Origin of the sequence: Rhodococcus oryzae, from assembly GCF_005049235.1 — a bacterium.
Taxonomy (GTDB): Bacteria; Actinomycetota; Actinomycetes; order Mycobacteriales; family Mycobacteriaceae; genus Rhodococcus_G; species Rhodococcus_G oryzae.
The window spans coordinates 260949-286823 of sequence record NZ_SUMD01000005.1; the positions used below are offsets into that span (position 1 = coordinate 260949).

General features: G+C 70.3%; 24 protein-coding genes. 5 read left to right on the forward strand and 19 right to left on the reverse strand.

Going from position 1 to position 25875, the window contains the following annotated elements:
• The first annotated feature begins 38 nt into the window (after positions 1 to 38).
• Positions 39 to 2048: a glycoside hydrolase family 15 protein gene (locus tag FCG67_RS12710; RefSeq protein WP_246045032.1), complete on the forward strand. Its 2010-nt coding sequence runs from the start codon at positions 39 to 41 to the stop codon at positions 2046 to 2048.
• Positions 2049 to 2070: 22 nt separating this feature from the next.
• Here FCG67_RS12710 and FCG67_RS12715 read toward each other — a convergent pair whose 3' ends face one another.
• From FCG67_RS12715 to lepA, 3 genes are all read right to left on the reverse strand, one after another.
• Positions 2071 to 3048, reverse strand: a complete 978-nt coding sequence (locus FCG67_RS12715) for an ABC transporter substrate-binding protein (protein ID WP_246045033.1) — start codon at positions 3046 to 3048, stop codon at positions 2071 to 2073.
• 78 nt (positions 3049 to 3126) lie between these two features.
• Positions 3127 to 4056 carry an NAD(P)H-dependent flavin oxidoreductase gene (locus FCG67_RS12720; protein ID WP_136910135.1) on the reverse strand — a complete coding sequence of 310 codons (930 nt, stop codon included), beginning with the start codon at positions 4054 to 4056 and terminating at the stop codon, positions 3127 to 3129.
• A gap of 52 nt (positions 4057 to 4108) precedes the next feature.
• Positions 4109 to 5965 (reverse strand): translation elongation factor 4, encoded by a 1857-nt coding sequence (lepA, locus tag FCG67_RS12725; RefSeq protein ID WP_136910136.1) that lies wholly within the window; start codon positions 5963 to 5965, stop codon positions 4109 to 4111.
• Positions 5966 to 6162: 197 nt separating this feature from the next.
• Here lepA and FCG67_RS12730 point away from each other — a divergent pair, with 197 nt between their 5' ends.
• Positions 6163 to 6723: a type II toxin-antitoxin system PemK/MazF family toxin gene (locus FCG67_RS12730; RefSeq protein WP_136910137.1), complete on the forward strand. Its 561-nt coding sequence runs from the start codon at positions 6163 to 6165 to the stop codon at positions 6721 to 6723.
• Between the two features lie 24 nt (positions 6724 to 6747).
• Here FCG67_RS12730 and FCG67_RS12735 read toward each other — a convergent pair whose 3' ends face one another.
• The 5 genes from FCG67_RS12735 to FCG67_RS12755 form a co-directional block, all read right to left on the reverse strand.
• Entirely contained in the window at positions 6748 to 7155 is a 408-nt protein-coding gene (locus tag FCG67_RS12735) for a DUF3224 domain-containing protein (RefSeq protein ID WP_136910138.1), read from the reverse strand.
• Between the two features lie 118 nt (positions 7156 to 7273).
• Positions 7274 to 8050 carry an aquaporin gene (locus FCG67_RS12740; RefSeq protein WP_136910139.1) on the reverse strand — a complete coding sequence of 259 codons (777 nt, stop codon included), beginning with the start codon at positions 8048 to 8050 and terminating at the stop codon, positions 7274 to 7276.
• Between the two features lie 54 nt (positions 8051 to 8104).
• The gene (locus tag FCG67_RS12745; protein WP_211243184.1) at positions 8105 to 8947 is read right to left on the reverse strand and encodes a transglutaminase family protein; all 843 of its coding nucleotides are present in this window, start codon (positions 8945 to 8947) and stop codon (positions 8105 to 8107) included.
• Entirely contained in the window at positions 8944 to 9915 is a 972-nt protein-coding gene (locus FCG67_RS12750) for an alpha-E domain-containing protein (protein ID WP_136910140.1), read from the reverse strand. The genes FCG67_RS12745 and FCG67_RS12750 overlap by 4 nt, the downstream gene beginning before the upstream one ends.
• On the reverse strand, positions 9902 to 11548 hold the full coding sequence (locus FCG67_RS12755; protein ID WP_136910303.1) for a circularly permuted type 2 ATP-grasp protein: 1647 nt from the start codon (positions 11546 to 11548) through the stop codon (positions 9902 to 9904). Before FCG67_RS12755 ends, FCG67_RS12750 begins: the two co-directional genes overlap by 14 nt.
• A gap of 204 nt (positions 11549 to 11752) precedes the next feature.
• On the opposite strand from FCG67_RS12755, the gene rpsT reads away from it, so the two are divergent.
• Positions 11753 to 12013 (forward strand): 30S ribosomal protein S20, encoded by a 261-nt coding sequence (gene rpsT / locus FCG67_RS12760; protein WP_136910141.1) that lies wholly within the window; start codon positions 11753 to 11755, stop codon positions 12011 to 12013.
• 109 nt (positions 12014 to 12122) lie between these two features.
• Here the strand turns inward: rpsT and holA are convergent, their stop codons facing one another.
• Positions 12123 to 13097, reverse strand: coding sequence for a DNA polymerase III subunit delta (gene holA / locus FCG67_RS12765; RefSeq protein ID WP_246045034.1), 975 nt, complete (start codon positions 13095 to 13097; stop codon positions 12123 to 12125).
• A gap of 132 nt (positions 13098 to 13229) precedes the next feature.
• Here holA and FCG67_RS12770 point away from each other — a divergent pair, with 132 nt between their 5' ends.
• Complete coding sequence (locus FCG67_RS12770; protein ID WP_136910143.1) at positions 13230 to 14228, forward strand: AurF N-oxygenase family protein; 999 nt, start codon at positions 13230 to 13232, stop codon at positions 14226 to 14228.
• Here the strand turns inward: FCG67_RS12770 and FCG67_RS12775 are convergent.
• The 3 genes from FCG67_RS12775 to FCG67_RS12785 are packed head-to-tail and all read right to left on the reverse strand — an operon-like array spanning position 14207 to position 18208.
• A complete protein-coding gene (locus FCG67_RS12775) occupies positions 14207 to 14944 on the reverse strand; it encodes a TetR/AcrR family transcriptional regulator (protein ID WP_136910144.1) in 738 nt (245 codons plus the stop codon). The genes FCG67_RS12770 and FCG67_RS12775 overlap by 22 nt on opposite strands.
• A gap of 30 nt (positions 14945 to 14974) precedes the next feature.
• Positions 14975 to 17332, reverse strand: a complete 2358-nt coding sequence (locus FCG67_RS12780) for a ComEC/Rec2 family competence protein (protein WP_136910145.1) — start codon at positions 17330 to 17332, stop codon at positions 14975 to 14977.
• Positions 17333 to 18208 (reverse strand): ComEA family DNA-binding protein, encoded by an 876-nt coding sequence (locus tag FCG67_RS12785; RefSeq protein WP_136910146.1) that lies wholly within the window; start codon positions 18206 to 18208, stop codon positions 17333 to 17335. It abuts the gene before it with no gap.
• A 182-nt stretch (positions 18209 to 18390) separates the two neighbouring features.
• Between FCG67_RS12785 and FCG67_RS12790 the strand changes: the two genes are divergently transcribed.
• Complete coding sequence (locus FCG67_RS12790) at positions 18391 to 19857, forward strand: beta-propeller fold lactonase family protein (protein ID WP_136910147.1); 1467 nt, start codon at positions 18391 to 18393, stop codon at positions 19855 to 19857.
• Between the two features lie 27 nt (positions 19858 to 19884).
• On the opposite strand, the gene FCG67_RS12795 is transcribed toward FCG67_RS12790, so the two are convergent.
• From FCG67_RS12795 to FCG67_RS12825, 7 genes are all read right to left on the reverse strand, one after another.
• Positions 19885 to 20787, reverse strand: a complete 903-nt coding sequence (locus tag FCG67_RS12795; protein ID WP_136910148.1) for a DegV family protein — start codon at positions 20785 to 20787, stop codon at positions 19885 to 19887.
• Between the two features lie 4 nt (positions 20788 to 20791).
• Entirely contained in the window at positions 20792 to 21565 is a 774-nt protein-coding gene (octT, locus tag FCG67_RS12800; protein ID WP_136910149.1) for a diglucosylglycerate octanoyltransferase, read from the reverse strand.
• Positions 21555 to 22223 (reverse strand): histidine phosphatase family protein, encoded by a 669-nt coding sequence (locus FCG67_RS12805; RefSeq protein ID WP_136910150.1) that lies wholly within the window; start codon positions 22221 to 22223, stop codon positions 21555 to 21557. Before FCG67_RS12805 ends, octT begins: the two co-directional genes overlap by 11 nt.
• The gene (gene rsfS, locus FCG67_RS12810; protein ID WP_136910151.1) at positions 22220 to 22654 is read right to left on the reverse strand and encodes a ribosome silencing factor; all 435 of its coding nucleotides are present in this window, start codon (positions 22652 to 22654) and stop codon (positions 22220 to 22222) included. Before rsfS ends, FCG67_RS12805 begins: the two co-directional genes overlap by 4 nt.
• Positions 22654 to 23328: a nicotinate-nucleotide adenylyltransferase gene (gene nadD, locus FCG67_RS12815; RefSeq protein ID WP_136910304.1), complete on the reverse strand. Its 675-nt coding sequence runs from the start codon at positions 23326 to 23328 to the stop codon at positions 22654 to 22656. Before nadD ends, rsfS begins: the two co-directional genes overlap by 1 nt.
• A gap of 166 nt (positions 23329 to 23494) precedes the next feature.
• Positions 23495 to 24937, reverse strand: coding sequence for a vWA domain-containing protein (locus FCG67_RS12820; RefSeq protein ID WP_136910152.1), 1443 nt, complete (start codon positions 24935 to 24937; stop codon positions 23495 to 23497).
• 29 nt (positions 24938 to 24966) lie between these two features.
• Positions 24967 to 25845 (reverse strand): AAA family ATPase, encoded by an 879-nt coding sequence (locus FCG67_RS12825; protein ID WP_077042074.1) that lies wholly within the window; start codon positions 25843 to 25845, stop codon positions 24967 to 24969.
• Positions 25846 to 25875: the final 30 nt, after the last annotated feature.

Consider the following 25875-nt stretch of genomic DNA (forward strand, 5'->3'; position numbering starts at 1 on the left):
CGGTGGACGCCCACGCCCGTCGGGCAGATGATGATCAGATGGCCCCACTCGATGATCAGATGGCCCCACTCGATGACACCGAGGCGCTCACGAACGGCGAAGTGGTGCCCGCGAACCTGCCGGCGCGCATCGACCTGGAGCACCATCGCAGTACCTTCCCGCCCATCGACGACTACGCCTTTCTCTCCGACTGCGAGACCACCTGCCTGATCGCCCGCAACGGCTCGGTCGAGTGGATGTGCGTGCCCCGTCCCGATTCGCCGAGCGTCTTCGGTGCGGTCCTCGATCGGAGCGCGGGCCACTTCCGGATCGGTCCCTACGGGCAGAACGTGCCCGCGGCCAGGCGCTACCTGCCGGGCGGGCTGATCGTCGAGACCACGTGGCAGACCGAGACCGGCTGGCTCATCGTGCGCGACGCGCTGGTGATGGGCCCGTGGCACAACACCCAGGAGCGCTCGAAGACCCATCGGCGGACCCCGACCGACTGGGACGCCGAGGGCATCCTGTTGCGGACCATCAAGTGTGTCAGCGGGACCATCGAGCTGGAGATGAGCTGCGAGCCCGCCTTCGACTATCACCGCGCCGCCGCGACGTGGGAGTACACCGGCAAGGTCTACGAGGAGGCCACCGCCACCTGTGACGGCAGCCTCCTCGGCGCGCACCCCACCCTGCGGCTGACCACCAATTTCAAACTCGGTCTCGAGGGCCGCGAGGCGCGGATCCGGACTCGGATGCGGGAGGGCGACAACGGCTTCGTCGCCCTGTCCTGGGCGGACGTGCCCGCGCCTGGCACCTTCGAGGAGGCCGCGGACAAGATGTGGAAGACCGCGGAGTGCTGGCGCCAGTGGATCACCATCGGCCGCTTCCCCGACCACCCGTGGCGCGGCTACCTGCAGCGCAGCGCGCTTGCCCTCAAGGGCCTGACCTACAGCCCGACCGGTGCGCTGCTCGCCGCCTGCACCACCTCACTGCCGGAAACCCCTGGCGGCGAGCGCAACTGGGACTACCGGTACGCGTGGGTGCGCGACTCCACCTTCGCGCTGTGGGGCCTGTACACCCTCGGCCTCGACCGGGAGGCGAACGACTTCTTCTCGTTCATCTCCGACGTGTCCCGGTCCGAGGACGGTCACCCGAACCCGCTGCAGGTGATGTACGGGATCGGCGGCGAGAAGACCCTCGAGGAGGAGGAGCTCGGCCACCTGTCCGGATACGACGGGGCCCGCCCGGTCCGCATCGGCAACGGCGCCTACAACCAGAACCAGCACGACATCTGGGGCACCATGCTCGACTCGGTCTACCTGCACGTGCGCTCGCGCGACCGGGTGCCCGAATCGCTGTGGCCGCTGCTCAAACGGCAGGTCGAGGAGGCGATCAAGCACTGGCGTCAGCCCGACCGCGGGATCTGGGAGGTGCGCGGCGAACCGCAGCACTTCACCTCCTCGAAGGTGATGTGCTGGGTGGCCCTCGACCGCGGCAGCAAGCTGGCGATCTTGCACGGCGAAAAGGCGTATGCCGAGCAGTGGGCGCGGATCGCCGACGAGATCAAGGACGACATCCTCGAACACGGGGTTGACGACCGGGGCGTCTTCACACAGCGCTACGGCGACGATTCGCTCGACGCCTCGCTGCTGTTGGTGCCGTTGCTGCGCTTCTTGCCCCCGCACGACCATCGGGTGCGCGCCACCGTGCTGGCCATCGCCGACGAGCTGACCGACGACGGCCTGGTGCTGCGGTACCGGGTGGAGACCACCGACGACGGCCTGTCCGGCGAGGAGGGCACCTTCACCATCTGCTCTTTCTGGCTGGTGTCGGCGCTGGTCGAGATCGGCGAACTGCCCCGCGCCAAGCGGCTGTGCGAGCGACTGCTCGGGTTCGCCAGCCCCCTCAAGCTGTACGCCGAGGAGATCGACCCGCGGACCGGCAGGCACCTGGGGAACTTCCCCCAGGCCTTCACCCACCTGGCGCTGATCAACGCGGTGGTGCACGTGATCCGGGCCGAGGAGGCCGGCGACACCGGTACCTTCCAGCCCGCACACGGCCGCACCTGAGGCGCTGCGGGCGGACCCGCCGTCAGCCGCCGATCGCCTCGAGCTGCGGGGTGATCCGGTCCAGCGAGTAGCGCAGCGAGGCGCTCGAGGGGGTGTTGAAGCCGACCACGGTCGGGTAGTCCTCGACGGCCATGCCGCCGTTGTCGACCGACGGCAGCGCCGCGAACCCGGGGAGTCTCATCAGGTCGTCGCGGGTGCCGCCGTTGGGCAGCATCACCACCAGGTCCGCGGTGAGCGCATCGACCCGCTCGGGGCTGAGCAGCAGTCGCCCGCCCGTCGCCCCCGCCTCCTCGACGAGGCGCGGCGGCACCGTCATGCCGAGCCGTGCGAACGTCTGGCTGGCGCCGTCCTTCGGGTCGGCGACGACGACCAGTTGGTTGGTCGCGAAGACGAACTGGGACAGCACCGCCGTCTTGCCCTTCAGACCCGGCAGTCGCGCGGCGAGGCCGTCGATCTCGCCGTTGGTGGTGGCGATGATCTCCGCGGCCCGGTCCTGCTCGCCGAGGATCCGGCCGAGCGCCGTCACCTGGTCGTCCCACGAGTCGACCTGCGCGTCGCCGATCTCGCCGATGGTGGGCGCGATCTTGGCAACCCGATCGAAATCGCTCCGGCCTGCCACGAACGACCCGAGGATCAGGTCCGGCTTCTGCGCGGCGATCTCCTCCACCGGCAGGGGCGCACCCAGCTGGGTGAGGACCGCCCGGTCGAGTTCCACCGCCGACTCGTCGAGCGAGCTCTCCCAGGGGTAGAGGCCGCGTTCGTCGCCGCGGTCCCCGGCGGCCAGGTAGGCCACGGGCTGGACGCCGAATTCGAGCAGTGCGTCCAGCCACTGGCTGCCCGCCGCCACGATCCGGGTCGGGGTCCCCTCGATCCTGGTGGAACCGAACCTGTGCTCGATCGTCGTCGTCCGATCGGCGCCGTCGTCGGCACCGGCGTCCGCGCCGCAACCAGCGGCGGCGACCGCCACCGCCCCGAGCAGCGTCGCCGCAACCAGCCTCACCGCACGCACCCACATCACCCCTTCGAAGTTAGCGAAGGCTAACCTTCGCATGCCTCGAGGGGCGGCGCCAGGGCTTCGTCAGGCGAACCGGCGCAGCAGCCGCTCCGCGTCGGCCGCGATCTGCCGAACCACCTCGCCCGCCGGACGGGCCGAGTGCACCAGGCCGACGGCCTCACCCGCGTACACCACGCCGAGGTCGGGGTCGCTCGGGTCGTAGGCCTCCGCGAGGGTCTCCTCGGACCCGTCGACGCCGTGCCAGGCCTCGGTGAACCCGTTCGCGATCGCCCGGCCGCCCCAGCGGCTCGGCCACGGCTGGCTGCGGGCCTGGTCGAAGACGGAGGTGTACACGGTGTCGGCGCTGCCGGCCTCGACCACCCGCTCGCGGGCGTAGCCGGGCCCGATGGTCTCCGGGCTGGCGAGCAGGGCGGTGCCGATCAGCGCGCCCTCGGCACCCGCGGCGATCACCGCCGCCAGCCCGCGCCCCGTCCCGATACCGCCTGCCGCGACCACCGGCAGGTCCGTCGCGTCGAGCAGCTCCTGCAGCAGCGGCAGGGTGCCGATCTGGCCGGTGTGCCCGCCCGCCTCGCCGCCCTGGGCGATCACCAGGTCCACCCCGGCCGCCTCGGCGACCCGTAGGTCGTCGAGCGTGTTCACCTGGGACACGACCGGGATACCCGCGGCGTGCACCCGCGGCACGTAGGCGGCCGGATCGCCGAAGGACAGCGACACCAGCACCGGATTCTCCGCCAGCGCCGCGTCGAGCAAGGTGTCGTCGTCGTCGAGCGCCCACGTCATCAGCCCGACGCCGAACCGCCCGCCGATGCGGCGGGCCACCGCCGCCTCCTCGGCCACCCACTGCGGGGTCGCGTACCGCGCCGCGCCGAGCAGCCCGAGGCCGCCGGCCTTGGACACCTCGCCGGTCAGTTCGCCGCCTGCCCTGCCGCCCATCGGCGCGCCGAGGATCGGCACCTCGATCCGCAGTTCCCTGGTCAGCCAGGTCTCGAGCATGCCGAATTCCTCCCGTCGCGGCTCCGCCGCCTGTGCGCGATGCGCGCGGCGCCTACTTCTTCGGCTTGTCCGCCACCGACTCGTTCGACAGCGCCGCCACGAAGGCCTCCTGCGGGACCTCGACACGACCGATGGTCTTCATCCGCTTCTTGCCCTCCTTCTGCTTCTCGAGCAGCTTGCGCTTTCGGCTGATGTCACCGCCGTAGCACTTCGCGAGCACGTCCTTGCGGATCGCGCGAATATTCTCGCGCGCAATGATCTTCGCGCCGATCGCGGCCTGGATCGGCACCTCGAACTGCTGGCGCGGGATCAGCTCGCGCAGCTTGGTGGTCATCTTGTTGCCGTAGGCGAACGCGGCGTCCTTGTGCACGATCGCGCTGAACGCGTCGACCGCCTCGCCCTGCAGCAGGATGTCCACCTTCACCAGGGCGGCCTGCTGCTCGCCGGACTCCTCGTAGTCGAGGCTGGCATAGCCCTTGGTGCGCGACTTCAGCGAGTCGAAGAAGTCGAACATGATCTCGCCCATCGGCAGCGTGTACCGCAGCTCGACCCGGGTCTCGGAGAGGTAGTCCATGCCGCCGAGCTCGCCGCGACGGCTCTGGCACAGCTCCATGATCGGGCCGGTGTACTCGCTCGGCGCGATGACGGTGCACTTGGCCATCGGCTCGTACACCTCGCGCACCCGGCCCTCCGGCCAGTACGAGGGGTTGGTGACCTCGTGCTCGGAGCCGTCCTCCATCACCACGCGGTAGACCACGTTGGGCGCCGTCGAGATGAGGTCGAGGCCGAACTCGCGCTCGAGCCGGTCCCGGGTGATCTCCATGTGCAGCAGCCCGAGGAACCCGCAGCGGAAGCCGAAGCCAAGGGCCACAGAGGTTTCCGGCTCATACGCCAGCGCCGCGTCATTCAGCCGCAGCTTGTCGAGCGCATCGCGCAGCACCGGGTAGTCGGAGCCGTCCATCGGGTACAGGCCGGAGTACACCATCGGCTTGGGATCGCGGTAGCCGACGAGCGGCTCCGAGGCGCCGTTCCGCGCGGCGGTGACGGTGTCGCCGACCCGGGACTGGCGGACGTCCTTGACGCCGGTGATCAGATAGCCCACCTCGCCGACGCCGAGGCCGATGCTCGGCTTGGGCTCGGGCGAGATGATGCCGACCTCGAGCAGCTCGTGGGTGGTGCCGGTGGACATCATGGTGATCTTCTCGCGCGGGGTGATCCGCCCGTCCACCACGCGGACGTAGGTGACCACGCCGCGGTACGCGTCGTACACGGAGTCGAAGATCATCGCGCGCGCAGGGCCGTCCGCGTTCCCGACCGGCGCCGGGATCTTCTTGACGACCTCGTCGAGCAGTTCCTTGACGCCGACACCGGTCTTGCCCGAGACCCGCAGCACGTCGCCCGGCTCGCAGCCGGTGATGTGCGCGATCTCCTCGGCGTAGCGGTCGGGATCGGCCGCGGGCAGGTCGATCTTGTTGAGCACCGGGATGATGGTGAGGTCCTTCTCCATCGCCAGGTACAGGTTCGCCAGCGTCTGCGCCTCGATGCCCTGCGCGGCGTCCACCAGCAGCACGGCGCCCTCGCAGGCCTCCAGCGCGCGGGACACCTCGTAGGTGAAGTCGACGTGACCGGGCGTGTCGATCAGGTGCAGGACGATCTCTTCCTTGGTGCCGTCCTCGTTCTCGACGACCCAGGGCAGCCGCACGTTCTGCGCCTTGATGGTGATGCCGCGCTCGCGCTCGATGTCCATCCGGTCCAGGTACTGGGCGCGCATCTGCCGCGGATCGACCACCCCGGTGAGCTGCAGCATCCGGTCCGCGAGAGTCGACTTGCCGTGGTCGATGTGCGCGATGATGCAGAAGTTCCGGATCCGTGCGGGATCCGTGAACGTCTTGTCTGCGAAGCTGCTGATTTCGGGGCTCCTGAACTCGTCACTGGCGGCGGCCCGAACCGGGCTGCGGTAAGTCGTCGCCCCAGGATATCGCCCGGGTCGGCGCGCGGCGGCACCGGAGCGACTCAGCGACCGGTCGGCGCCGCTCGATCAGCCCGTGGCCCGGATCCGATCCAGCCGCACGGCGCCGGTCCCCGCCGCGCAGATAAGTTGGACGCATGGCACGTAGCTGGACGCAGATCGGCAAGCAACTCGGGAGCATCGCGCTGCGCGAGGGCCCCCGCCTGTTCAAGGAGCTGCAACGCTCGGGCGTGTTGCCCGGCAAGGCCCGTGTCGAGCAGGCCACGAAGCCGAAGCCGACCCTCAAGCCCGGACGACCGGTGTCCAACACCGCGGTGCCGACCGCGCACCGCGCCCGCCGGGTCGAGTACTCCCCCGACCTCGACGGACGGGCCGACCCGGGCGAGGTCGTGTGGACCTGGGTGACCTACGAGGAGGACGCCCACCAGGGAAAGGACCGGCCGGTCCTGGTCGTCGGGCGCGACGGCGACACCCTGCTCGGCCTGATGCTGTCCTCGAACGCCGAGCGGGACGGCGACCGGAACTGGATGGGCGTCGGCGCCGGCTCCTGGGACAGCGCCGGCCGCCCGAGTTGGGTTCGCCTCGACCGGGTCCTCGACGTCCCCGAGGCCGGCATCCGCCGCGAGGGCGCCATCCTCGATCAGCGCCGGTTCGAACAGGTCGCGACCCGCCTGCGGTCCGACTTCAGCTGGAGCTGAGGCACTTCCGGACCGCCACGCGGATCAGTTCCCGGCGAACTCCACGTCGAGCCGCAGGCGGTGGGTGCCGTCGGCCTCGACGAGCAGCTCGCCGGTCCCGCTGATCCCCGCCAGGTCGCCGGTCCCGCTGGTGGGGACCACGACGAGCTGGTGGTGGGTGCGCTCGGCACCGTCGGTGGTGGCCATGTGCGCGAAGTTGAAGGTGCCGCGGCGGTCGCCGATCGACCCCTCGAACGACTCCATCGCGACGTAGGTGCCCACCCCGGTCTCCTGGGAGAACGCGGAGGTGAACTGGGTCCGCGAGGTGCCTTCGATCTCGCCGGTGAAGGTCTTGGTCATGTAGGTGTACCCGACGTCGAGTCCGGTCTGGATCGGCGAGGTGTACTCGGTCGGCTCGAACGAGGTCACGGAGAACGTGCTGTCTGCCTGCATGAGGTGAGAGTAGGACCGGCCACCGACACCGCGCTTGAACAAACGCGACGGCGCACCACAGACGAAGGACCCCCGGCGCGATCCGCGCCGGGGGTCCTTCGTTCGGGATCGGGTCCCGCTAGATGTTGATCCGGTCGTAGCGACCGAACACCCCGCGGTAGGCCAGCGCGCCGAGCGCGCCGCCGATGAGCGGGAACACGATGAACGCCCACAGCTGGCCGAGTGCGCCGTCCTGGTAGGGCGCCACCGCGATGCTGCGGGCCGGGTTCACCGAGGTGTTGTCGATCGGGATCGACACCAGGTGGATCACCGCGAGGGTGAAGCCGATGGAGATGCCCGCCAGCGGAACGTCCGAGATCTGGTCGGTCGAGGCCATGACCACGAACACCAGCAGCGCGGTGAGGAGCACCTCGATCACGATCATCGCGGCGAGGCCGTATCCGTTCTCCAGTACCCCGATGCCCAGCGGACCCTTGATCGCCGACGGGCTGTGCTGACCCCACCCGTTCGCGCCGAGCCCCGAAGCCGCGCGGTTGTAGGACGGCAGCGACTTGGCCACCGAGTAGAGGACGACGCCCGCGAGCACGCCGCCGAGAACCTGGGCGGCCACATACAGGCCCGCCTTGGCCACGGATATGCGGCCGAGCAGGAAGTGCCCGAAGGTAACGGCCGGATTCACGTGGCAGCCCGAGATGGGTCCGATCGAGTACACGAGGAAGAGCAGGGTGAGGCCGAACGCCAGGGCCACGCCGAGGTTGCCGACCTTGTCGCCCGCGATCACCGCGGTGCCCACCGATGCGAACACCAAGACGAACGTGCCGATGCCCTCGGCGATGTACTTCTTGACGTCCGAGATCGGTTCCTTCTCAGAGATTTCCTGTGCAGTCGGAGACATGTTCCACCTTCAGTGAAATAGGGTCATATGCAAGGACAAGATCATTTCGGGACGCTACGCGAGGCGGGTGATCTCCACAACAACATCGAGGTCTGTCGAGCCGCCGCCGGAGTAGATCCCCTTGAGCGGTGGGACATCGGCGTAATCCCTGCCCACGGCCACCGATACGTGCTGCTCGTTGACCTCGACGGCGTTGGTCGGGTCGTGCCCCCACCACTCCCCGGTCCACGCCTCCACCCAGGCGTGACTCTCGCCCTCCACGGTGTCCCCCAGCGCGGCGGAACGTTTCGGGTGCAGATAGCCGGACACGTAGCGACTGGGGATGCCCATGCTCCGCAGCAGCAACAGGGTCAGGTGCGCGTAGTCCTGGCACACCCCGGCGCGCTCGTCCCAGGCCTGCAGCGCGGACGTGCGCACCCCCGTCGTTCCCGGCACGTAGGACATCTCCTCGTGCACCCAATTGGACGCCGCCACAACCGCTTCCGCGGGCTCGCGACCCTTGCGCAGGTCTCTTGCGACGGCGGCGAGCTTGCGACTACCCGGCACATAGGCTGTGTCGCTGAGCAATTCGCCGAACCTGTCGCGCAGATACGCACCCCCGAGCTGCGTCCATGTCACGGTCTCCGTGGGCGCGGTGAACGGGTCGGTCTCCACCACCGAGGATCCCGACACCTCCAGCGTGGTGTGTGGGGCGTGCAGGTCGAACGCGGTGACCGCGGTACCCCAATAGTCGGTGTACCGATACCACCTGGTCGCCGGGGCCGTCTCGACACGGTTGAGGATCACGTTCTGCCGATGATCGCTCCTCGGGGTGAGCCTGGCCTCGTTGTAGGAGGAGGTCACCGGCGCGTTGTACGCGAATCCGGTGGTGTGCACCACCCGCAGCCGCCAGCTCACAGCTCCCCCTCCAGCGTCGTGTCACCGCTCCTTGCCCCAGCGTCGGTCCACGCCACCCACGGCGCGGAGTGGAAGTACTGCAACGCGATGGCCTCCCCCAGCTCGCGACACGTCTCCTGCAGCGACACCAGCCTGGCCTGCAGGTCCTCCATCAGCACCCCCGGCGGCAGGAACTCCAGCTCGCTCCTTGCCCGGCCGAGCAACCGCTGGGCCTCGGCCCTCGAGCCGACCCGGCTGTGCGGCCGGTGATCGAGTTCGTCGAGACACTGCTCGGCCTGCCGGAGGGCGTGGAACACGGACCGCGGGAAGAGCCGATCCAGCAGGATGAACTCGACCACCCGACGCGCATCGAGGGCGCCGCGGTAGGTCCGCAGGTAGGTGTCCTGGGCTCCCGCCGACCGCAGCACGGTCACCCAGGCAGGCGAGCTGGTGCGGTCCCCCGCCCGCGAGAGCAGCAGCCGCACGATCATGTCCACCCGTTCGACGGACCGGCCGAGGAGCAGGAACCGGTAGCCGTCGTCGCGACTGAGGGTGGAATCCGCCAGCCCGGCGAACATCGCGGCGCGGCCCTCGACATAGCTGAAGAACTCGTGGGGACCGAGACGCCGGGCGGCCTCCTCGCGCGCCGCGAGACCGTTGTAGGTGGTGTTCAGGCACTCCCACATCTCGCTAGAGGTCACTTCCCGTGCGCCCCTAGCGTTCTCGCGGGCATGCGCCAGGGAATCGACTATCGATCCACCCTGGTCGCGGCTGAACGCGACCAGGTCGGTCACCGACCACACGTCGAGCGTGCCCTCCGGCGGGGAGATCCCCAGCACCCGCAGCAGCAGGCGCGAGGACCGATCCGCGTCGACGGTGGAGTCCTCGAACAACTGGTGCACCGCGACGTCGAGGATGCGGGCGGTGTCGTCGGCGCGCTCGACATAGCGCCCGATCCAGTACAGCGACTCGGCATTACGCGCCAGCATCGTCCCCCACCCCACCCTGCTGCTGTTGTTGCTGCTGTTGCTGTCCGGCGGACAGCTCCGGCCCCTGCTCGGTCTGCCCGGCCCGCGACGGCTCACCCACCAGCTCGGCGCCCGCCAGCTCGCGCTCCGCGTCCGAGGTCCGGCTCGCGAGGACCCAGGTGTCCTTGCTGCCGCCGCCCTGACTGGAATTGACCACCAGCGATCCCTCCGGCAACGCGACCCTGGTCAGCCCACCGGGCAGGACCCAGACGTCCTCGCCGTCGTTCACCGCGAACGGCCGCAGGTCCACGTGGCGGGGCACCAGCACGTCGCCGACCTTCGTCGGGACGGTTGAGAGCTGGACCACCGGCTGCGCGATCCAGCCGCGCGGGTCGTCGCGGATCTTGCGCTTGATCGCCCGGAGTTCCTTCGGCGAGGCATCCGGGCCGAAGACGATCCCGTACCCGCCCGAGCCCTCGACCGGCTTGATCACCAGCTCGTCGACCCGGTCGAGCACCTGCGCGCACTCGTCCTCGAGCCAGCACCGGTAGGTGTCCACGTTCGCCAGCAGCGGCTTCTCGCCGAGGTAGTACTCGATGATCGCGGGGACATAGGTGTAGACGAGCTTGTCGTCGCCGACGCCATTGCCGACGGCGCTGGAGATGACGACGTTCCCGGCGCGCGCGGCGTTGAGGAGCCCGGCGACGCCGAGCACCGAATCCGGCCGGAACTGCATCGGGTCCAGGTACTCGTCGTCGAGCCGGCGGTAGATCACGTCCACCTGACGCTCGCCCTCGGTGCTACGCATGTAGACGACGTTGTCGCGGCAGAACAGGTCGCGCCCCTCCACCAGCTCCACGCCCATCTGCCTGGCCAGCAGCGAATGCTCGAAGTACGCGGAGTTCGCGACGCCAGGGGTGAGCACCACCACGGTCGGATCCGCCTCGTTCAACGCCGCCGCGTTGCGCAGGGCCCGCAGCAGGTGCGTCGCATAATCGCCGACCGCGCGCACCCGGTGGGAGGAGAACAGGTCGGGGAAGACCCGCGCCATGGTCCGCCTGTTCTCCATGACATAGGACACCCCTGACGGCGATCGGAGGTTGTCCTCGAGCACTCGGAAGGTCCCGTTTGCGTCGCGCACGAGGTCGATACCCGCCACGTGGATGCGCACCCCGTTCGGCGGCACGATCCCGAATGCCTCGCGGTGAAAGTGCTCACACGAGGTGATCAGCGACTTCGGTACCACCTCGTCGCGCAGGATCGCCTGTTCGCCGTAGACGTCGGCGAGAAACAACTCCAGTGCCTGCACCCGCTGCTTGATCCCCCGCTCCAGCCGGGACCACTCGGCCGCCGCGATCACCCGCGGCACCAGGTCGAGCGGGAACGGGCGCTCCTGGCCCGACAGCGAGAACGTAATGCCCTGATCGATGAAGGCCCGGCCGAGCGCGTCGGCGCGAGCGGCGAGGTGAGCAGCGTCCGAGGGTGTCAGCGCGGCGTGGATCCCGCGGTAGGGCGCGCGGACCCTGCCGTCCCGGTCGAACATCTCGTCGTAGGCGAGCGCGTATCGTCCGATGTCGGCGTACCCGTCGAAGATGCGCGGCGGCCGCGATCCGCCCCGCCGGACCAGACCCGCCTCGGCCACCACCTGCGGCATCGTCGATGATCGGAGATTCATCGGCCAATGGTGCTACAGCTCGCGGCGACCGGCAGCGCGAGCCGACAACGTCATAGTTCGCACCCCGGGATGCGCGTCGGTTTGGGTTCCAGGACCGGTCCCTGGTAATCTCGACCGTCGGCGCCCAAGTGCGCCCAAAGCTTCTTAGACAAGAAACCGAGCGAAAACGACAGGATTCTACGCGTGGCCAACATCAAGTCCCAGGTGAAGCGGATCGCTACCAACGAGCGCCAGCGACTGCGCAACCAGTCGGTGAAGTCCTCGCTGCGTACCGCGATCCGTTCCTTCCGTGAGGCTGCGACCTCGGGCGACAAGGCGAAGGCCGACGAGCTCCTCCTGGTCGCGAGCCGCAAGCTCGACAAGGCAGCCAGCAAGGGCGTCATCCACGCCAACCAGGCTGCCAACAAGAAGTCGGCCCTCGCGCTGGCCGCCAACAAGCTCTGACGTAAACCGTCTCGCAGAACCGCCCGGTCCACGACCGGGCGGTTTTTCGCGTTCCCGCGTCGGGGCGTATGGGCGTCGACCCCGTCGGGTCACCGCACGGGCGCGGGACTCAGCGGTACAGCTCGGCGACCCGCCGCACCGCGAACTCCACGGCATAGTCCGGGTCCGCGGCCGCGCCCTTGACGTCGGCGTTGAGCTGGGCGACGACGCCAAGGGCCTCACCGATGGACTCCGAGCCCCAGCCGCGCGCCTGCCCCTGTGCCTTCTTGATCTTCCAGGGCGGCATGCCCAGCTCCGACGCCATCCGGAACGGGTCGCCGCGGCCGGCGGAGCCCACCCTGGCGACGGTGTGCACGGCGTCGGCGAGGGCGTCGGCGAGCAGCACGTGCGGCACGCCCCGCAGCATCGCCCACCGCAGCGCCTCCATCGCACCGGTGCGGTCGCCCGAGACCGCCAGCTCGGCGACGTCGAAGCCCGAGACCTCGGCCTTGCCCGTGTAGTACTTCTGTACGGCGGCCGCGTCGATCAGTCCGCCGGTGTCGGCGGCGAGCTGTGAGCAGGCCGCGGCCAGCTCGCGCAGATCCGACCCGACCGCGTCGATCACCGCCTGGATCACCTCGGGCGAGACCCGGACGCCCGCCGCGCGGAACTCGCCGCGCACGAAGTCGGCCCGCTCGCCCTGCTTGCTGAGCTTGGCGCATTCGTGCACGACGGCGCCGGACTTCTGCAGCGCCCCGACCATCGCCTTGGCGCGGCCGCCGCCGGAATGCAGGATCACTAGGACGAAGCCCTCGGGGGGCGCCGCCGCGGCGTCGAGGACCAGCGCGACCGCATCCTTGCCCGCCTCGGCGGCGGCCTCGAGCACGATCACCCGATCCTCGGCGAACAGCGAGGGGCTCAGCAGTTCGGCGAACTCGGCGACGCTCACGTCACCCGCCCGGAGCCTGGTCACGGGCAGCTCCTCGGCGTTCGCCGAGCTCGCCCTGACCGCGGCGACGATGCCGGCGACAGCGCGATCGATCAGAAGTTCCTCGTCACCGAGTACCAGGTGGAGCGGCGCGGGGGCGGGGGATGCGGGACTCACCCGACGATGGTCCCACGATGGGCCGACACCCCACGGACAGGGAGCCGTGCCTGCGCGCATCGCGTGTCTTGCATGGGACGTGGAGTCTCAGTAAATTGAGGCAACACCGAACCAAGATCACGGAGACCATCGATGGCGCCGTCAACGACACCTACCGCCGAGTTTCTCGATCCCGCCTACCGCGAACTGCTGCAGACGCTGTCCGAGGGGTCCGTACACCGCCGTTTCGATCCCTATCTCGACATCGACTGGGATGCACCGGAATTCGCCATCGACCCGGTGGATCCGCGGTGGGTTCTCTCCCCCGAGCTCGATCCGCTCGGCGCCACCCGGTGGTATCGGGAGCAGCCACTGGAGCGACGGATCGCGATCGGGAAGTGGCGCCAGGCGAATTCGGTCAAGGTCGGCGCGGCATTCGAGAGCATCCTGATCCGCGGAATGATGCAGTACATCATGAAGCTGCCCAACGGGTCGCCGGAGTTCCGCTACTGCCTCCACGAGATGACCGAGGAGTGCAACCACATCCAGATGTTCCAGGAGCTCGTCAACCGGATCGGCGTGGATGTCCCCGGCATGCGGCGACCCTTCCGCGCGCTGTCCCCGTTCATCGGGGTGGCGGGCGGCTACGCGCACGTGATCCTCTTCATCGGCATCCTCGGCGGCGAAGAGCCGATCGACCACTACCAGAAGGCGCTGATCCGCGAGGGGGCGAACATCCCGCCCGCGATGCTGCGCACCATGGAGATCCACATCGCCGAGGAGGCGCGACACATCTCGTTCGCGAACGAGTTCCTCAAGGCGCACGTCGACAAGATGAGCGCCGCGTCCAAGGCGGTGTGCGCGGTGACCTTCCCCCTCGCCATGCGCTGGCTCGCAGGCGAGATCATGACCCCGCCAAAGGCATTCGCCAAGGAATTCGGGATCCCGCGCGCGGTGATGAAGGAAGCCTTCTGGCGCGGCGAGCACTCCCGCGCCATCCTGCGCGGCTACTTCGGCGACATGCGCGCGCTCGCCGAGGAACTGGGCCTGATGAACGCCGTCACCACCCGGTTGTGGCGGCGCCTGCACATCGACGGACCGCCCTCTCGCTACCGCAGCGAGCCCGACCGTCAGGCCCGGCGGGCCGCCTGACCCGACAGCTGCGCGATGACCGCGGACAACTCCGCCGTGGGGTCGACGATCACGCCAGCCGATCGCGCGGCGCCGTCCAGCACATACCAGGCCAGCCTCGCGAGATCTGCCACGATCTCCGATCGGTCGCGCGTGGGCTCGGGATCGCTGACCCACTGCGTCAGGGTCCCCTCCACCATGGTCACGACCGCGAACGGCACGGCGTCGAAGGCGCTGTCGTCGACGTCGATGAGCGTCGCGATCGATGAGATGAGCCCCCGGGCCCGGTCCGACATCCGAACCTTCAGACTGCTCACCGCGTCGATGTCCGCACCGACGGCGATCGGCCCGGTGCGGGCGAACTCGTTCAGGCGCGGGTGATCGGTCATCCAGTCCGCAACGGCGCGGATGGTACGGACGAGGATCTCGTCGACCGACCCGGTGGAGAGGTCCAACTGGGCGTCCAGGGTGCGGGAGAACTCGTCGACGAGGTGCGCCCGGATCCGGCAGTCCAGGTCCTCGCGGCCGTCGAACTGCCGGTACACCACCGATTTGGCGAGGCCGGCACGGGTCGCGATCTGCTGCACCGGAATGTCCGCGCCCGCCGGGCTCTCCTCGAGCATCGCGACCGCCGCCTCGAGGATCCGCGTCTGCCGCTCGAGGTTGTGTTGCTCCCAGCGGGCCTCGTGCCCGCTGGCGACGCGCGATTCCTCGGACCGCTTCGCGGTGATCGACATGGGCCGAGTCTAACGATCGGGGCCGGGCCATCAGGGTCGTCCTACGGCGATCGCCCCGCCGCCGGATCTGCCCACCGCGATGTCACCACCCCGGTCGGTCCGGGCGACCGTCGCGCCCGTCTCCTGCAGGGCGCGCAGGATGCCGGGGTTGGGATGGCCGAAGGTGTTGCCCTGCCCGACCGAGACCACGACCAGGCTGGCCCCGACCGCCCGCAGGAACTCCTCGGTGGTGGTGCGCGAGCCGTGGTGCGGCAGCTTGAGGATGTCCGCGGCCACCGGCACCCGATCCCGCAGCAGGTCCCGCTGCCCCTCCGCCTCGACGTCCCCGGTGAGCAGGATCCGACCCGCGATGGTGTCCACCGACAGCACCAGAGATTGTTCGTTCGCCATCTCCGCTCCCGCGGCCGGGCTGCGCGGCACCGGCAGCGTCGGCCCGAGCACCCGGAACGTCAGCGCCCCCAGCCGCAGCTGCTCCCCCGCCCGAGCCTCCCTGATCGCCACGCCGGAAGCCGCGGCCTGCGTGCTCACCTGGCGAAAACCCCTCTCCGGCTGGTGCATCGGACCGAGCACCACGGCACCGACCCTGCGCCCCCGCAACACCCCGGGCAGGCCGTCGATGTGGTCAGCGTGCAGATGCGTCAGCACCACCGCCGCGACCGTCCGCACGCCCAGCCTGTCGAGGCAGCCGTCGACGAGTCGCGGTTCCGGGCCCGCATCGATCACCACCGCGGCGCCGTCCCCCGCGGCGAGCACCACCGCGTCGCCCTGCCCGACGTCGCAGGCCACCAACACCCAGTCCCGCAGCGGCCAGCCCGGCCACAGAACCCGGGCCGGCACCCACACCAGGGCCAGCCCCAGCACCGAGGCCGCGAGCACCCGCCGCAGCCACCGAGACCGGATCACGAGCAGCAGGCCCGCCGCGATCCCCGCCAGCACCGCGGCGCCGGCGAGCCCGGCGGGAACCGCGACCGTGGCGCCTGGCGCGCCCGCGGCCCACTCGGCGACCCGCAGCAACCACCACAACGGCGGCCCGGTCGCCCGCACGATCAGTCCGCCGAGCGGGAGCCACACCGCCGCACCCACGGCACCGATCGCGCCGATCACGGTGACCGGCGCGATCACCGGCGCGACCGCGACGTTGGCGGCGACCGCCACCGTGCTGAGGGTCCCGGACATCGCCGCGACGATCGGCACCGTCGCGACGTACGCGGCGGTGGCCACCGCCACCGCCTCGGCCAGCGCCCGCGGCCAGCCCCGCGCCCGCAGCCACCGCGCCCACCCGGGCGCCAGCAGCACCAGCGCCGCGGTCGCCGCGACGGACAGGGCGAACCCGAAATCGACGGCCAACGCAGGAAACAGTGCCAGCAGCACGATCACCGCCGCCCCGAGCGCGGGCATCGCCTGCTTGCGCCTGCCGGTCATCAGGGCGAGCAGCCCGATCGAGCCCATCACTGCGGCCCGGAGCACGCTCGGCGACGGCCGGGCCAGGATCACGAAGGCCGCCAAGGCCACCGCCGCCAGCACCGCCGACGCGCGCGGACCCAGCGCCAACGCCCGCATGAGCAGGAGCACGGCACCGATCAGGATCGAGATGTTCGCCCCGGAGACCGCGGTCAGGTGGGACAGCCCGGCTGCGGTGAAGTCGTCCCGCACCGCGCCCGGCAGCCCGGAGGTGTCCCCCACCACCAGCCCCGGCAACAGCCCGGCCGCCTCGGGCGGCAACGCCGATCGCGCGGCCGTGGCGAAGCGGTCCCGGACCGCGCCTGCCACCCGCTGCGTCCGCGGCGCCGGTTCGACCCGCAGCGGCGCCCCCGTCACGCGGATCGTCGCGACCGTGAGGTCGCGCCGGATCGGGCGGCTCACCTTGCCCCGCAGGCTCACCCGCTGCCCCGGCAGCAATTCCTGCCAGCCGTCGACGGGCGCGAAGATCACCACGGAACCGCCGACGGCGAATCCGCCTGCCCCCTGACCCCGCGCGTCGATCGATCGAAGCGTCGCCCGGACCATCACCGTGTCGCCTGCCGGGGAGCGAACGTGCCGCGGGTCGTCCACCGGCACGACGGTGAGGCTCACGTGCCCTCCCCTCGAGGCGACCGCGGTCAGCGGGTGCTCGGCCACCGCCCGCTCGCGGGCCGCGACGGCGACCGCGAAGCCGGCACCGATCAGCAGCGCCGCGATCAGCACGCCCGCCAACGCTCGGCGGGTGCCGGCGACCCCGACGACCACTGCGGTCGCCGCCGCGGCCAGCGCGCCGACCGCCGTCCACAGCGCGGCCCGCCATCCCAGCTCGATCCCGACCAGCGTTGCACCCCAGCACATTCCGGCCGACGGCAGCAGCCGGAGGTCGAGCACTCGTCCGTCGGGGACCGGGGCGCCTGGCGTCGTCATCTACACGGTCACCAGCGCGCGCAGCTTCTCCAACCGGGCAGGCCCGATCCCGTCCACCTCGCCGAGCTGTTCGATGTCGGTGAACCGCCCGTTGGCCTGCCGCCACGCGGCGATGGCCGCCGCCGTGACCGGCCCCACCCCCGGCAGGCCGTCCAGCTCCGCCTCGGACGCCGTGTTGAGGTTCACCCGACCGGGCGCCGCTGGGCCGGGCGGACGGGCCGCACCCGCCGCGGCCGGGCCGGCACCGAGGGTGGCGCTGCCCACCGACACGGGTGCACCGTCGCGGGGCGCCAGCCCCACCAGGATCTGGTCCCCGTCGTTGAGCCGCTGCGCCAGGTTCAACCCCAGCAGGTCGGCGCCGTCCCTGGCCCCGCCCGCCGCCGCGAGCGCGTCCGCGATCCGGGCCCCCGCAGGCAGGTGCACCAGGCCCGCGGTCCGCACCAGCCCGACGACGCTGACCACCAGCTCGGCGGGCGGCGGCGCGGCCGCGGGGTCCGGCGGCGCCGGCGCGGGCGGCGGTGCGTCCCCCGGCTGTCCCTGGGAGTCGGTGGACACGACGGTCACCGGTTCGACCGCCTGCGCCACGGGCCGGTCCCGCCAGGCGAACACGACCCCGATCACCGCTGCGACGAGCGCGACCGCCGCCAACGCCGCCACTCCGCGGCGGCCTGGCGCCAGCCGCGAGCGCGCCGGGGCCGCCTGGTCGGTCAGCCACTCGGGAGCGCGCGGACCGGGATCGCCGTCGCCGAGATCCGGCCCGGGTTCCGCCTGATCAACGCGGTCCCACGAGGTGGCGGGCTTGTCGATCCGGCCCCCGGCAGCGATCGCCTCGAGTCGTTGCCTGATCCGGTCCCGGGTCTCGTCGGTGCTGCGCATGGCAGCGACGCTAGGACCGCGTTCCGCGCGGATCAGGCGAACAGGCCCCGAGTTCGGGCCTGCTGTGGATCAGTTCTCGGGCTGTGGATGAAACCACCCACAGGGCTAAACTTTTCAATCAACGTGACAGTGCCAGGAGGTGCCGAAGCCCAGGGGGCCGACCGACCGAGTGGAGATCTGACGTGAGTACGCATCGTGACACCATCTGGCGTGCACAGATCGCGGTGATCGCCTGCGCCGCGCTGGTGCTGTTGTCGGCGTGTGGCGACGGCGGCGGACAGGACGCTCAGTCCGGCAGCCCCACCCCGGGGACATCGACGGCGCAGCTGGAACAGGCGCCTGCGCTGCCAGGGGCGCAGCCCATCTCGCCGAGTGACCGGGTCTACACCGCGGACCAGTCCTCGAACACGGTGTCGGTGATCAACCCCGCGACCAACGAGGTCCTCGGGACGATCGCGCTCGGGGCGCAGCGGCTCGGCGACATCCTGGGTCCGCAATACCTGCGCAATGTCGACGTGCACGGTCTCGGATTCTCCCGGGACGGCCAATTCCTCGACGCGGTCAGCGTCACGTCCAACACCGTCACGGTTATCCGCACGGCCGACAACAGCATCGTGTCGCAGACCACCGTTGGCCGATCCTCCCATGAGGGATTCTTCAGTCCGGACGGCCAGACCGTCTGGGTCGCGGACCGGGCACTGTCCCAGCTCGACATCGTGGATGCATTGCAGGGCGGGGTCATCGGACAGATCGGCACGGAGTCGGGCCCGTCGAAGGTGTTGTTCAGCCCCGACGGGAGTCGTGCCTACGTCAACCACTCACGCGCGGCGACGATCGACGTCATCGACGTCGCCTCGCGTGAGGTCGTGCAGCAGATCACCGGGCTGGCCGACTCCTTCTCCTCCGACATGGCCCTCTCCCCCGACGGCAAGGAGCTGTGGGCCGCCCACAAGAAGGCCGGCAAGGTCAGCGTCATCGACCTGACTGCAGGCGCTGTCGGCGCGGTCCTCGATACCGGGCCGAACACCAACCACCCGGCATTCGTGACCACACCTGAAGCGGAGCTCGTCTACCTCACCGTGGGTGGTACCAACGAAACCAAGATCTACCAGCGTCACCCTGATGGGCCACCCACCCAGGTCGGGTCCATTCCGTCCTCCGGTGTCGAACCGCACGGCATCTGGCCCAGCCCCGACAACACCCGCGTCTACGTCGTCAACGAGGGCTCCGACAGCGTCGACGTCATCGATACCGCCACCCGCGCGATCGTCACGACCCTGCGGACGGGACAGGAAGGTCAAGCGGTGGTGTACGTCGCCGGTGCGGTGCTCGGTGGGCCGGGGACGGCCAACCTGACCCGGCAAGGCCTGAACCTTCCTGTCCAGAACGTCACCCCGGCTCTGGTGGGTCCGGGATCGAGCAGTCTCATCGTGCGGGCCGTCGATGGGTTGGACATGGTGCAGCTCTCCGGACGCGGCATGTCCGCCAACACCCGCTACACCGTGTACGCCACACACGCAGGTCTGCAGAACCCGCTGATGTCGTTCACCACCGACCAGAACGGAGACAAGCCGCAGGTATTGGCCTTCGTCCAATTCCTCGGCGTCTACGACATCAATTCGGTCACCGTCAGACCCAGTGGCGGCTGATCGGGCTTCCAGGGGTAGCGCGGTGGATCAGTTCTCGGGCCGGGGATGAACGCTGTCGCCCGGGCCGGCGGGCTCCGCCGTCATGTTCTCGGCGGCCGCTCCGCCCGGACAGACCAGCACGCCGATGGCACCGGGGCCGACGTGCGTGCCGATCACCGCGCCGATCTCCGAGACCACCATCTCGCTGATCGACGGGATCCGTTCCCGCAATGCCTCCGCGACCTCCTCGGCCCGCTCCGGCGCCTGCAGGTGATGCACGGCCACCGCGGCGGGGCCGTGCCCCGCATACTCGGCCGCGCTCTCGACGATCTTGGCCAGCGCCTTGGTCGCGGTGCGCGTCTTCTCCCTGAGCACCAGCTTGCCGTCCACCATGTGCAATACCGGCTTCATCGCCAGGGCGGTGCCGAGCAACGCCGCTGCGGTGCCGATCCGGCCGCCCCTGCGCAGGTGATCGAGCCGGTCGACCATGATCAGCAGCCGGCCGCGGTTCGCGACGTCCACGGCACGCTCATAGACCGACCGCAGGTCACCCCCCGCCTTCGCCACCCGGGCGGCGGCCAGCGCCGGGTAGCCCAATCCCATTGCCGTGGACTGTGAATCGACGATGCGGACGTTGCCGCCGAATCCCCCCGCGGCCTGCCGTCCGGCCTCCCAGGTGCCGGAGAGCTGGCGCGAGATGTGCACCGCGAGCACGCCGTCGCCCGCGCTCTCGTCCAGGGCCCGCGAGTACGCCTCGGTCAGCTCGCCCGGCGACGCCCCCGACGTGGTGATCGTCGCGCCCTGCGGGGGCGGTTGGGGCATCTCGTCGACACCCTCCCGGACGTCGCTGCCGTCGACGAGGACGTGCAGGGGCACGACGCGAATCCCGTACCGCTGAGCCACTTCGGGAGCGATACAGGCCGAGGAATCGGTGACGACGACGACGGGCACAGCGTTACCGTATGCCCTCCAGCGGTTCCCGGCCGGGAACCGCCGCGCGGATCGCGCTGAGCATGGCCGCGGCGACCCGCTCGTGCCCCTCCCAGCCCCAGTGGATGCCGTCCGGATTGCCGTGCTCCGAGAAGACGTTCTCGCGAACCGCCTCGGCGAGGTCGACCATTGGCACGTTCTTGTCCGCACCCCACTGCTCGAGCGCGCGGACCGCGCCGGGCCTGCCCGAGTGCACCTTGCCGTAGGCCTCGCAGTCGTGGACGGACGGCAGGGTGCCGATCACCGGGAGCTCGGGGCGCATGTATTCCAATGCGTTCCTTGCGCTCTCGAGATACTCGACGCTCAGTTTCGGGGGCAGCGCGACCGGCCAGCCGAGCGGCGACAGCCGCGGCTGCAGCCAGCCGTAGGCGGACCTGACCACGCGCCGCAGCGCGGGCGGCCGCACGTACCGGATCTGCTCACGCAGCGCGGTTGGCAGCGGCGAGGGCAGCGAATCCATGCCGCCGACGGCGAAGACGACGGCCCCCGCGCGCGGCACGGTGGCCCACACCCGCGGGTCCTGGATCAGCGCCCAGTAGGCATCGCGGCTGGTCCAGCCGATGCGGGCGACCAGCTCGACGTCCCAACCGAGCTCGGCGGCAACGATGTTCGGCCAGATCCGCGGGTGATCGGCTGGCAGCCCGCCCTTCGGCCCGAAGTAGGACAGCGAATCGGCCAGCACCAACAGGACCGGGCGGCCGGGTTCGACGGTCGGTTCGACCGCGAGCTCAGAGGACATCGCTGGCCACCGTCGCCGAGGCGTTCCACACGTCCAGGCGCCAGCTCGGCGCGTCCGGGTCCCCGTGGCCACTCAGCTGCACCCAGCTGGTGTTGCCCAGGCCCCCGAACACCGCCCACCGGTCGACGGGCAGATCCAGCAGCGCGGCCGTGAGAGCGGCGATCAGCCCGCCGTGCGCCACCAGCACGATCGGTTCGTCGCCCCAGCTCTCCTGCCGGGCAACCAGTTCGGTCACGACCGGTGTCGCGCGCCTGGCCACGTCGATCCGGCTCTCGCCGCCGGGCGGGGCCCACCGGGCGTCGGCGCGCCAGGCCAGCCGGGCACCCGGGTCACGCTCGTCGACCTGGGTGTGGGTCAGGCCCTGCCACTGGCCGAGATGGGTCTCGCGCAGCCGCTCGTCGAGTCCGATCTCGAGGCCGGTGTGCTCGCCCAACGCGGTGGCCGTGTCGCGGGCCCGCCGCAGGTCAGAGGAGACGATTGCGATCGGACGCCGCTCGGCCAGCACCCTGGCCGCCGACTTCGCCTGGACCCGACCGAGTTCCGAGAGATCGGTGTCGAGCTGACCCTGCATCCGGTCGCCCGCGTTGTACTCGGTCTGGCCGTGCCGGAGCAGGATCAAGCGCCGGACGGTCGGGCCGGTGGTGGGGCTTTCGGTCACTGAGCGGACTCCGGGTAGTCGGGGGACTCCACGGCCTCGTCCTCGGGGGTGCCTGCGATCTTCGACCGCGGCTCGATGCCGTCGACCGGGACGACCGGGCAGTCCTTCCACAGCCGCTCGAGCGCGTAGAAGTTCCGCTCCTCGTCGTGCTGGACGTGGACGACCATGTCGACATAGTCGAGCAGCGCCCAGCGACCCTCGCGGGTGCCCTCCTTGCGGACCGGCTTGTGACCGGCCTCGCGCAGCTTCTCCTCGACGTTGTCGACGATGGCGTTGACCTGACGTTCGTTCGCGGCCGACGCGATGACGAAGCAGTCGGTGATGACGAGCTGCTCCGAGACGTCGAGCACCACCACATCGCTCGCCAGTTTCTCGTCTGCTGCCAGCGCCGCGATTCGCGACATTTCAAGGGCTTCGGCGGATGCGCTCACTACGTGTTCTCCCGGTTCTGCGGATGGGTACTGATCTTGTGCGGTGCCGGTTGCGACACGGTGACGGCGCCGTCGAGGCGCTCGGAATCGTGCGGTCGGTACAGATTGCGTTTCGAGATGTACTGCACGACCCCGTCCGGCACCAGGTACCAGACGGGACGGTTCTCGGCGGCCCGGAGGCGGCACTCGGTCGAGGAGATCGCCAGGGCGGGGACCTCGATCAGTGTGACCGCGTCCTCCGGCAGGCCCTCCAGGTGTTCGGCCAGGTGCCCGACGGCGAGCTCGAAGCCAGGACGGCTCACGCCGACGAACTTCGCGAGTTCGAACAGTTCCTCCCAGTCCTGCCAGGACAGGATGCTCTCCAGCGCGTCCGCGCCGGTGATGAAGAACAGTTCGGCATCGGGATGCTGGCGATGCAGATCGCGGAGGGTGTCCACGGTGTAGGTGGCCTTCTCGCGGTCCACGTCCACCCGGCTGACCGAGAAGCTCGGGTTCGAGGCCGTCGCGATCACGGTCATCAGGTAGCGGTCCTCGGCCGGGCTGACGGTGCGCGCAGCCTTCTGCCACGGCTGCCCGGTCGGCACGAAGATCACCTCGTCGAGCGCGAACCGGTCCGCGACCTCGCTGGCCGCGACCAGGTGGCCGTGGTGGATCGGGTCGAAGGTGCCGCCCATCACACCGAGACGCCGCGGTCGCCGTGTCGCGACTGCGTCTTTCGGTCGCTCCGCGGGCTGCGCTGCTGCGCCCGCGTTGGCTGGTTCCTGCTGCACGAGTGTCGAGCTTACTGGCTGCCGCCGCGCGGCCCGACCGTGCGCCGCCCCGGCGCCCACCGCCGGGCACTCACACCGGGAGCAGACCCTCGACCACCGCGGCGAGCTGCTGCGCCGACCGGCACTCGTGCATGGTCACCGTGTCCGCGTAGACGAAGGCGGCGGAGTCGCCGCTGCCCCACTGCCCGCGCGGCTCCGGATTGAGCCAGTGCGTGTGCTTGGCGACCGCGGCGAGGTGGGTGAGCGCGGCGACGTTCGGGTCGCGGTAGTTGTTGCGCGCGTCGCCGAGGATCAGCAGCGAGCTCTTGCTGGTCAGGCTGTGCGCGAAGCGTTCGGCGAAGACACCGAGCGCATTGCCGTAGTCGGAGTGGCCGTCGTAGGTGATCAGGTCGGCCTCGCGGATCATCCGCGACATCGCCGCTCCCAGGTCGGCACCCGCGTCGAAGAACCGGGTCACCTCGTCGGTGGTGTCGATGAACGCGAATACCCGCACCCGGGAGAACTGCTCCCGCAGGGCGTGGACGAGCAGCAGCGTGAAGTTGCTGAAGCCTGCCACCGAACCGGAGACGTCGCACAGCACCACCAGCTCCGGTCGGGCAGGCCGCGGCTTGCGCTGCACGAGGTCGATCGGTACCCCGCCGGTCGACATCGACTTGCGCAGCGTCTTGCGCAGGTCGATGGCGCCAGCCCTGCTGCGCTTGCGCCTGGCCGCGAGCCGGCTCGCGAGCTTGCGCGCCAGGGGGCTCACGCTGCGTCGCAGCGCGACGAGCTCGGTGTCCGAGGCCCGCAGGAAGTCGACCTCCTCGGCGAGGCGGGGCACACCGTAGGTCGCCACCCGGTCCTTGCCGAGTTGTTCGGCGGACCGGCGACGCGTCTCCACCTCGACCATCTTGCGGAAGTCCGCGATCCGCTGCGCGGCGGTCCGGCGCGCGACCTCGGTGGCGTAGTCGCCGTCCGGGTGCTCACCGTTCACGCTGTTGCCGATCAGTCCGTCGAGGATCCGGGCGAGCAGCGTCTCCGGCGCCACATCCCGCAGCGCCTGGTAGGCGGAGAAGGACGGCCCCTTGGAGGACTCGTACTTGCCGAGCTCCTCGACGAGTTGCCCGGTGAGCAGCTCGGTCAACGCCAGCGACTCGGGCGATCCGTCGGCGAGCAGCCCGGCGATCAGCTCCCGCAGGGCGTCGAAGTCCACCAGACCCTCGGGGGTGCGCGGGATCGACACCTCGGCGCCGCCGTCCGCGCGCAGTCCCACACCTGCGGGGAACCAGAGGTCGAACAGCGCGTCGAAGGTCGCGCGGTGGGTCGGCCTGCGCAGCAGCGAACAGGCCAGGCCCTCGCGCAGCGACTCCCGGTCGAGCAGGTCGAGCACGGCCATCACCCGACCGGCGTCGACGGTTTCCGAGGGCCCGACCGCGATCCCCCGCTTACGCAGCGCCTCGACGAAGTCGACGAGGTGGCCGGGCAGCCCGTGCGGCGACGCGAGGGCACCGGGCGTGTGGGGCGTTGCGGCCATATCGGTTCCGTCCTCTCGGTTGCGGCGAGCTAGTTCAGCCGGAGTTCGGACGCCGCCCGCTGCTGATCGGACTGGTGCTTGAGGATGACGCCCATCGTGGCGCGGACCGCATCGTCGTCGAGCGTGTCCATGCCGAGCGCCAGCAGCGTGCGGCCCCAGTCGATGGTCTCGGCGACCGAGGGCAGCTTCTTGAGCTGCATGCCGCGCAGGACACGGATGGTCCGCACGAGCTGCTCGGCCATCGCCTCGGGCAGCTCGGGAACGCGGCTGGCGAGGATGCGCCGCTCGAGGTCTGCGTCCGGGAAGTCGAGGTGCAGGAACAGGCAGCGGCGCTTGAGCGCCTCCGACAGCTCGCGGGTCGCGTTCGAGGTCAGCACCGCGAACGGCTTGCGGGTGGCGACGATGGTGCCCAGCTCGGGGACGGTCACCGCAAAGTCGCTGAGCACCTCGAGCAGCAGGCCCTCGATCTCGACGTCCGCCTTGTCGACCTCGTCGATCAGCAGCACGGTGGGGTCCTCGCGGCGGATCGCGGTGAGCAGCGGCCGCGGCAGCAGGAACTCCTCGGAGAACACGTCCTGCTTGGTCGAGTCCCAGTTGTCGCTGCCCGCCTGGATGCGCAGGATCTGCTTGGCGTGGTTCCACTCGTACAGCGCGCGGGACTCGTCGACACCCTCGTAGCACTGCAGACGCACCAGTTCCGCGTCCGAGACCTGCGCAACGGCCCGGGCCAGCTCGGTCTTGCCGACACCTGCGGGCCCCTCGATGAGCAGCGGCTTGCCGAGCCGGTCGGCGAGGAACACCGCCGTAGCGGTGGCCTTGTCGGAGAGGTACCCGGTCTCGGCGAGCCGGGTGATCACCTCATCGACGCTCGCGAAGATCGGCGGCGTCGTCGGAAGTGCGCGGTCCACACTCGCTCCTTGTGCTTGTCGGGGTCTGTC

What these genes read in the sequence shown, in the direction of transcription:
- FCG67_RS12770 (WP_136910143.1), top strand. Translation starts at nt 13,230, where the DNA reads ATGGCGCCGTCAACGACACCTACCGCCGAGTTTCTCGATCCCGCCTAC.
- FCG67_RS12740 (WP_136910139.1), bottom strand. Translation starts at nt 8,050, where the DNA reads ATGTCTCCGACTGCACAGGAAATCTCTGAGAAGGAACCGATCTCGGAC.
- FCG67_RS12710 (WP_246045032.1), top strand. Translation starts at nt 39, where the DNA reads ATGGCCCCACTCGATGATCAGATGGCCCCACTCGATGACACCGAGGCG.
- FCG67_RS12720 (WP_136910135.1), bottom strand. Translation starts at nt 4,056, where the DNA reads ATGCTCGAGACCTGGCTGACCAGGGAACTGCGGATCGAGGTGCCGATC.
- nadD (WP_136910304.1), bottom strand. Translation starts at nt 23,328, where the DNA reads ATGGGCGGCACCTTCGACCCGATCCACCACGGCCACCTGGTCGCGGCC.
- octT (WP_136910149.1), bottom strand. Translation starts at nt 21,565, where the DNA reads ATGTCCTCTGAGCTCGCGGTCGAACCGACCGTCGAACCCGGCCGCCCG.
- FCG67_RS12775 (WP_136910144.1), bottom strand. Translation starts at nt 14,944, where the DNA reads ATGTCGATCACCGCGAAGCGGTCCGAGGAATCGCGCGTCGCCAGCGGG.
- FCG67_RS12735 (WP_136910138.1), bottom strand. Translation starts at nt 7,155, where the DNA reads ATGCAGGCAGACAGCACGTTCTCCGTGACCTCGTTCGAGCCGACCGAG.
- FCG67_RS12730 (WP_136910137.1), top strand. Translation starts at nt 6,163, where the DNA reads ATGGCACGTAGCTGGACGCAGATCGGCAAGCAACTCGGGAGCATCGCG.
- FCG67_RS12785 (WP_136910146.1), bottom strand. Translation starts at nt 18,208, where the DNA reads ATGCGCAGCACCGACGAGACCCGGGACCGGATCAGGCAACGACTCGAG.
- FCG67_RS12755 (WP_136910303.1), bottom strand. Translation starts at nt 11,548, where the DNA reads ATGCCGCAGGTGGTGGCCGAGGCGGGTCTGGTCCGGCGGGGCGGATCG.
- FCG67_RS12820 (WP_136910152.1), bottom strand. Translation starts at nt 24,937, where the DNA reads ATGGCCGCAACGCCCCACACGCCCGGTGCCCTCGCGTCGCCGCACGGG.
- FCG67_RS12750 (WP_136910140.1), bottom strand. Translation starts at nt 9,915, where the DNA reads ATGCTGGCGCGTAATGCCGAGTCGCTGTACTGGATCGGGCGCTATGTC.
- FCG67_RS12780 (WP_136910145.1), bottom strand. Translation starts at nt 17,332, where the DNA reads ATGACGACGCCAGGCGCCCCGGTCCCCGACGGACGAGTGCTCGACCTC.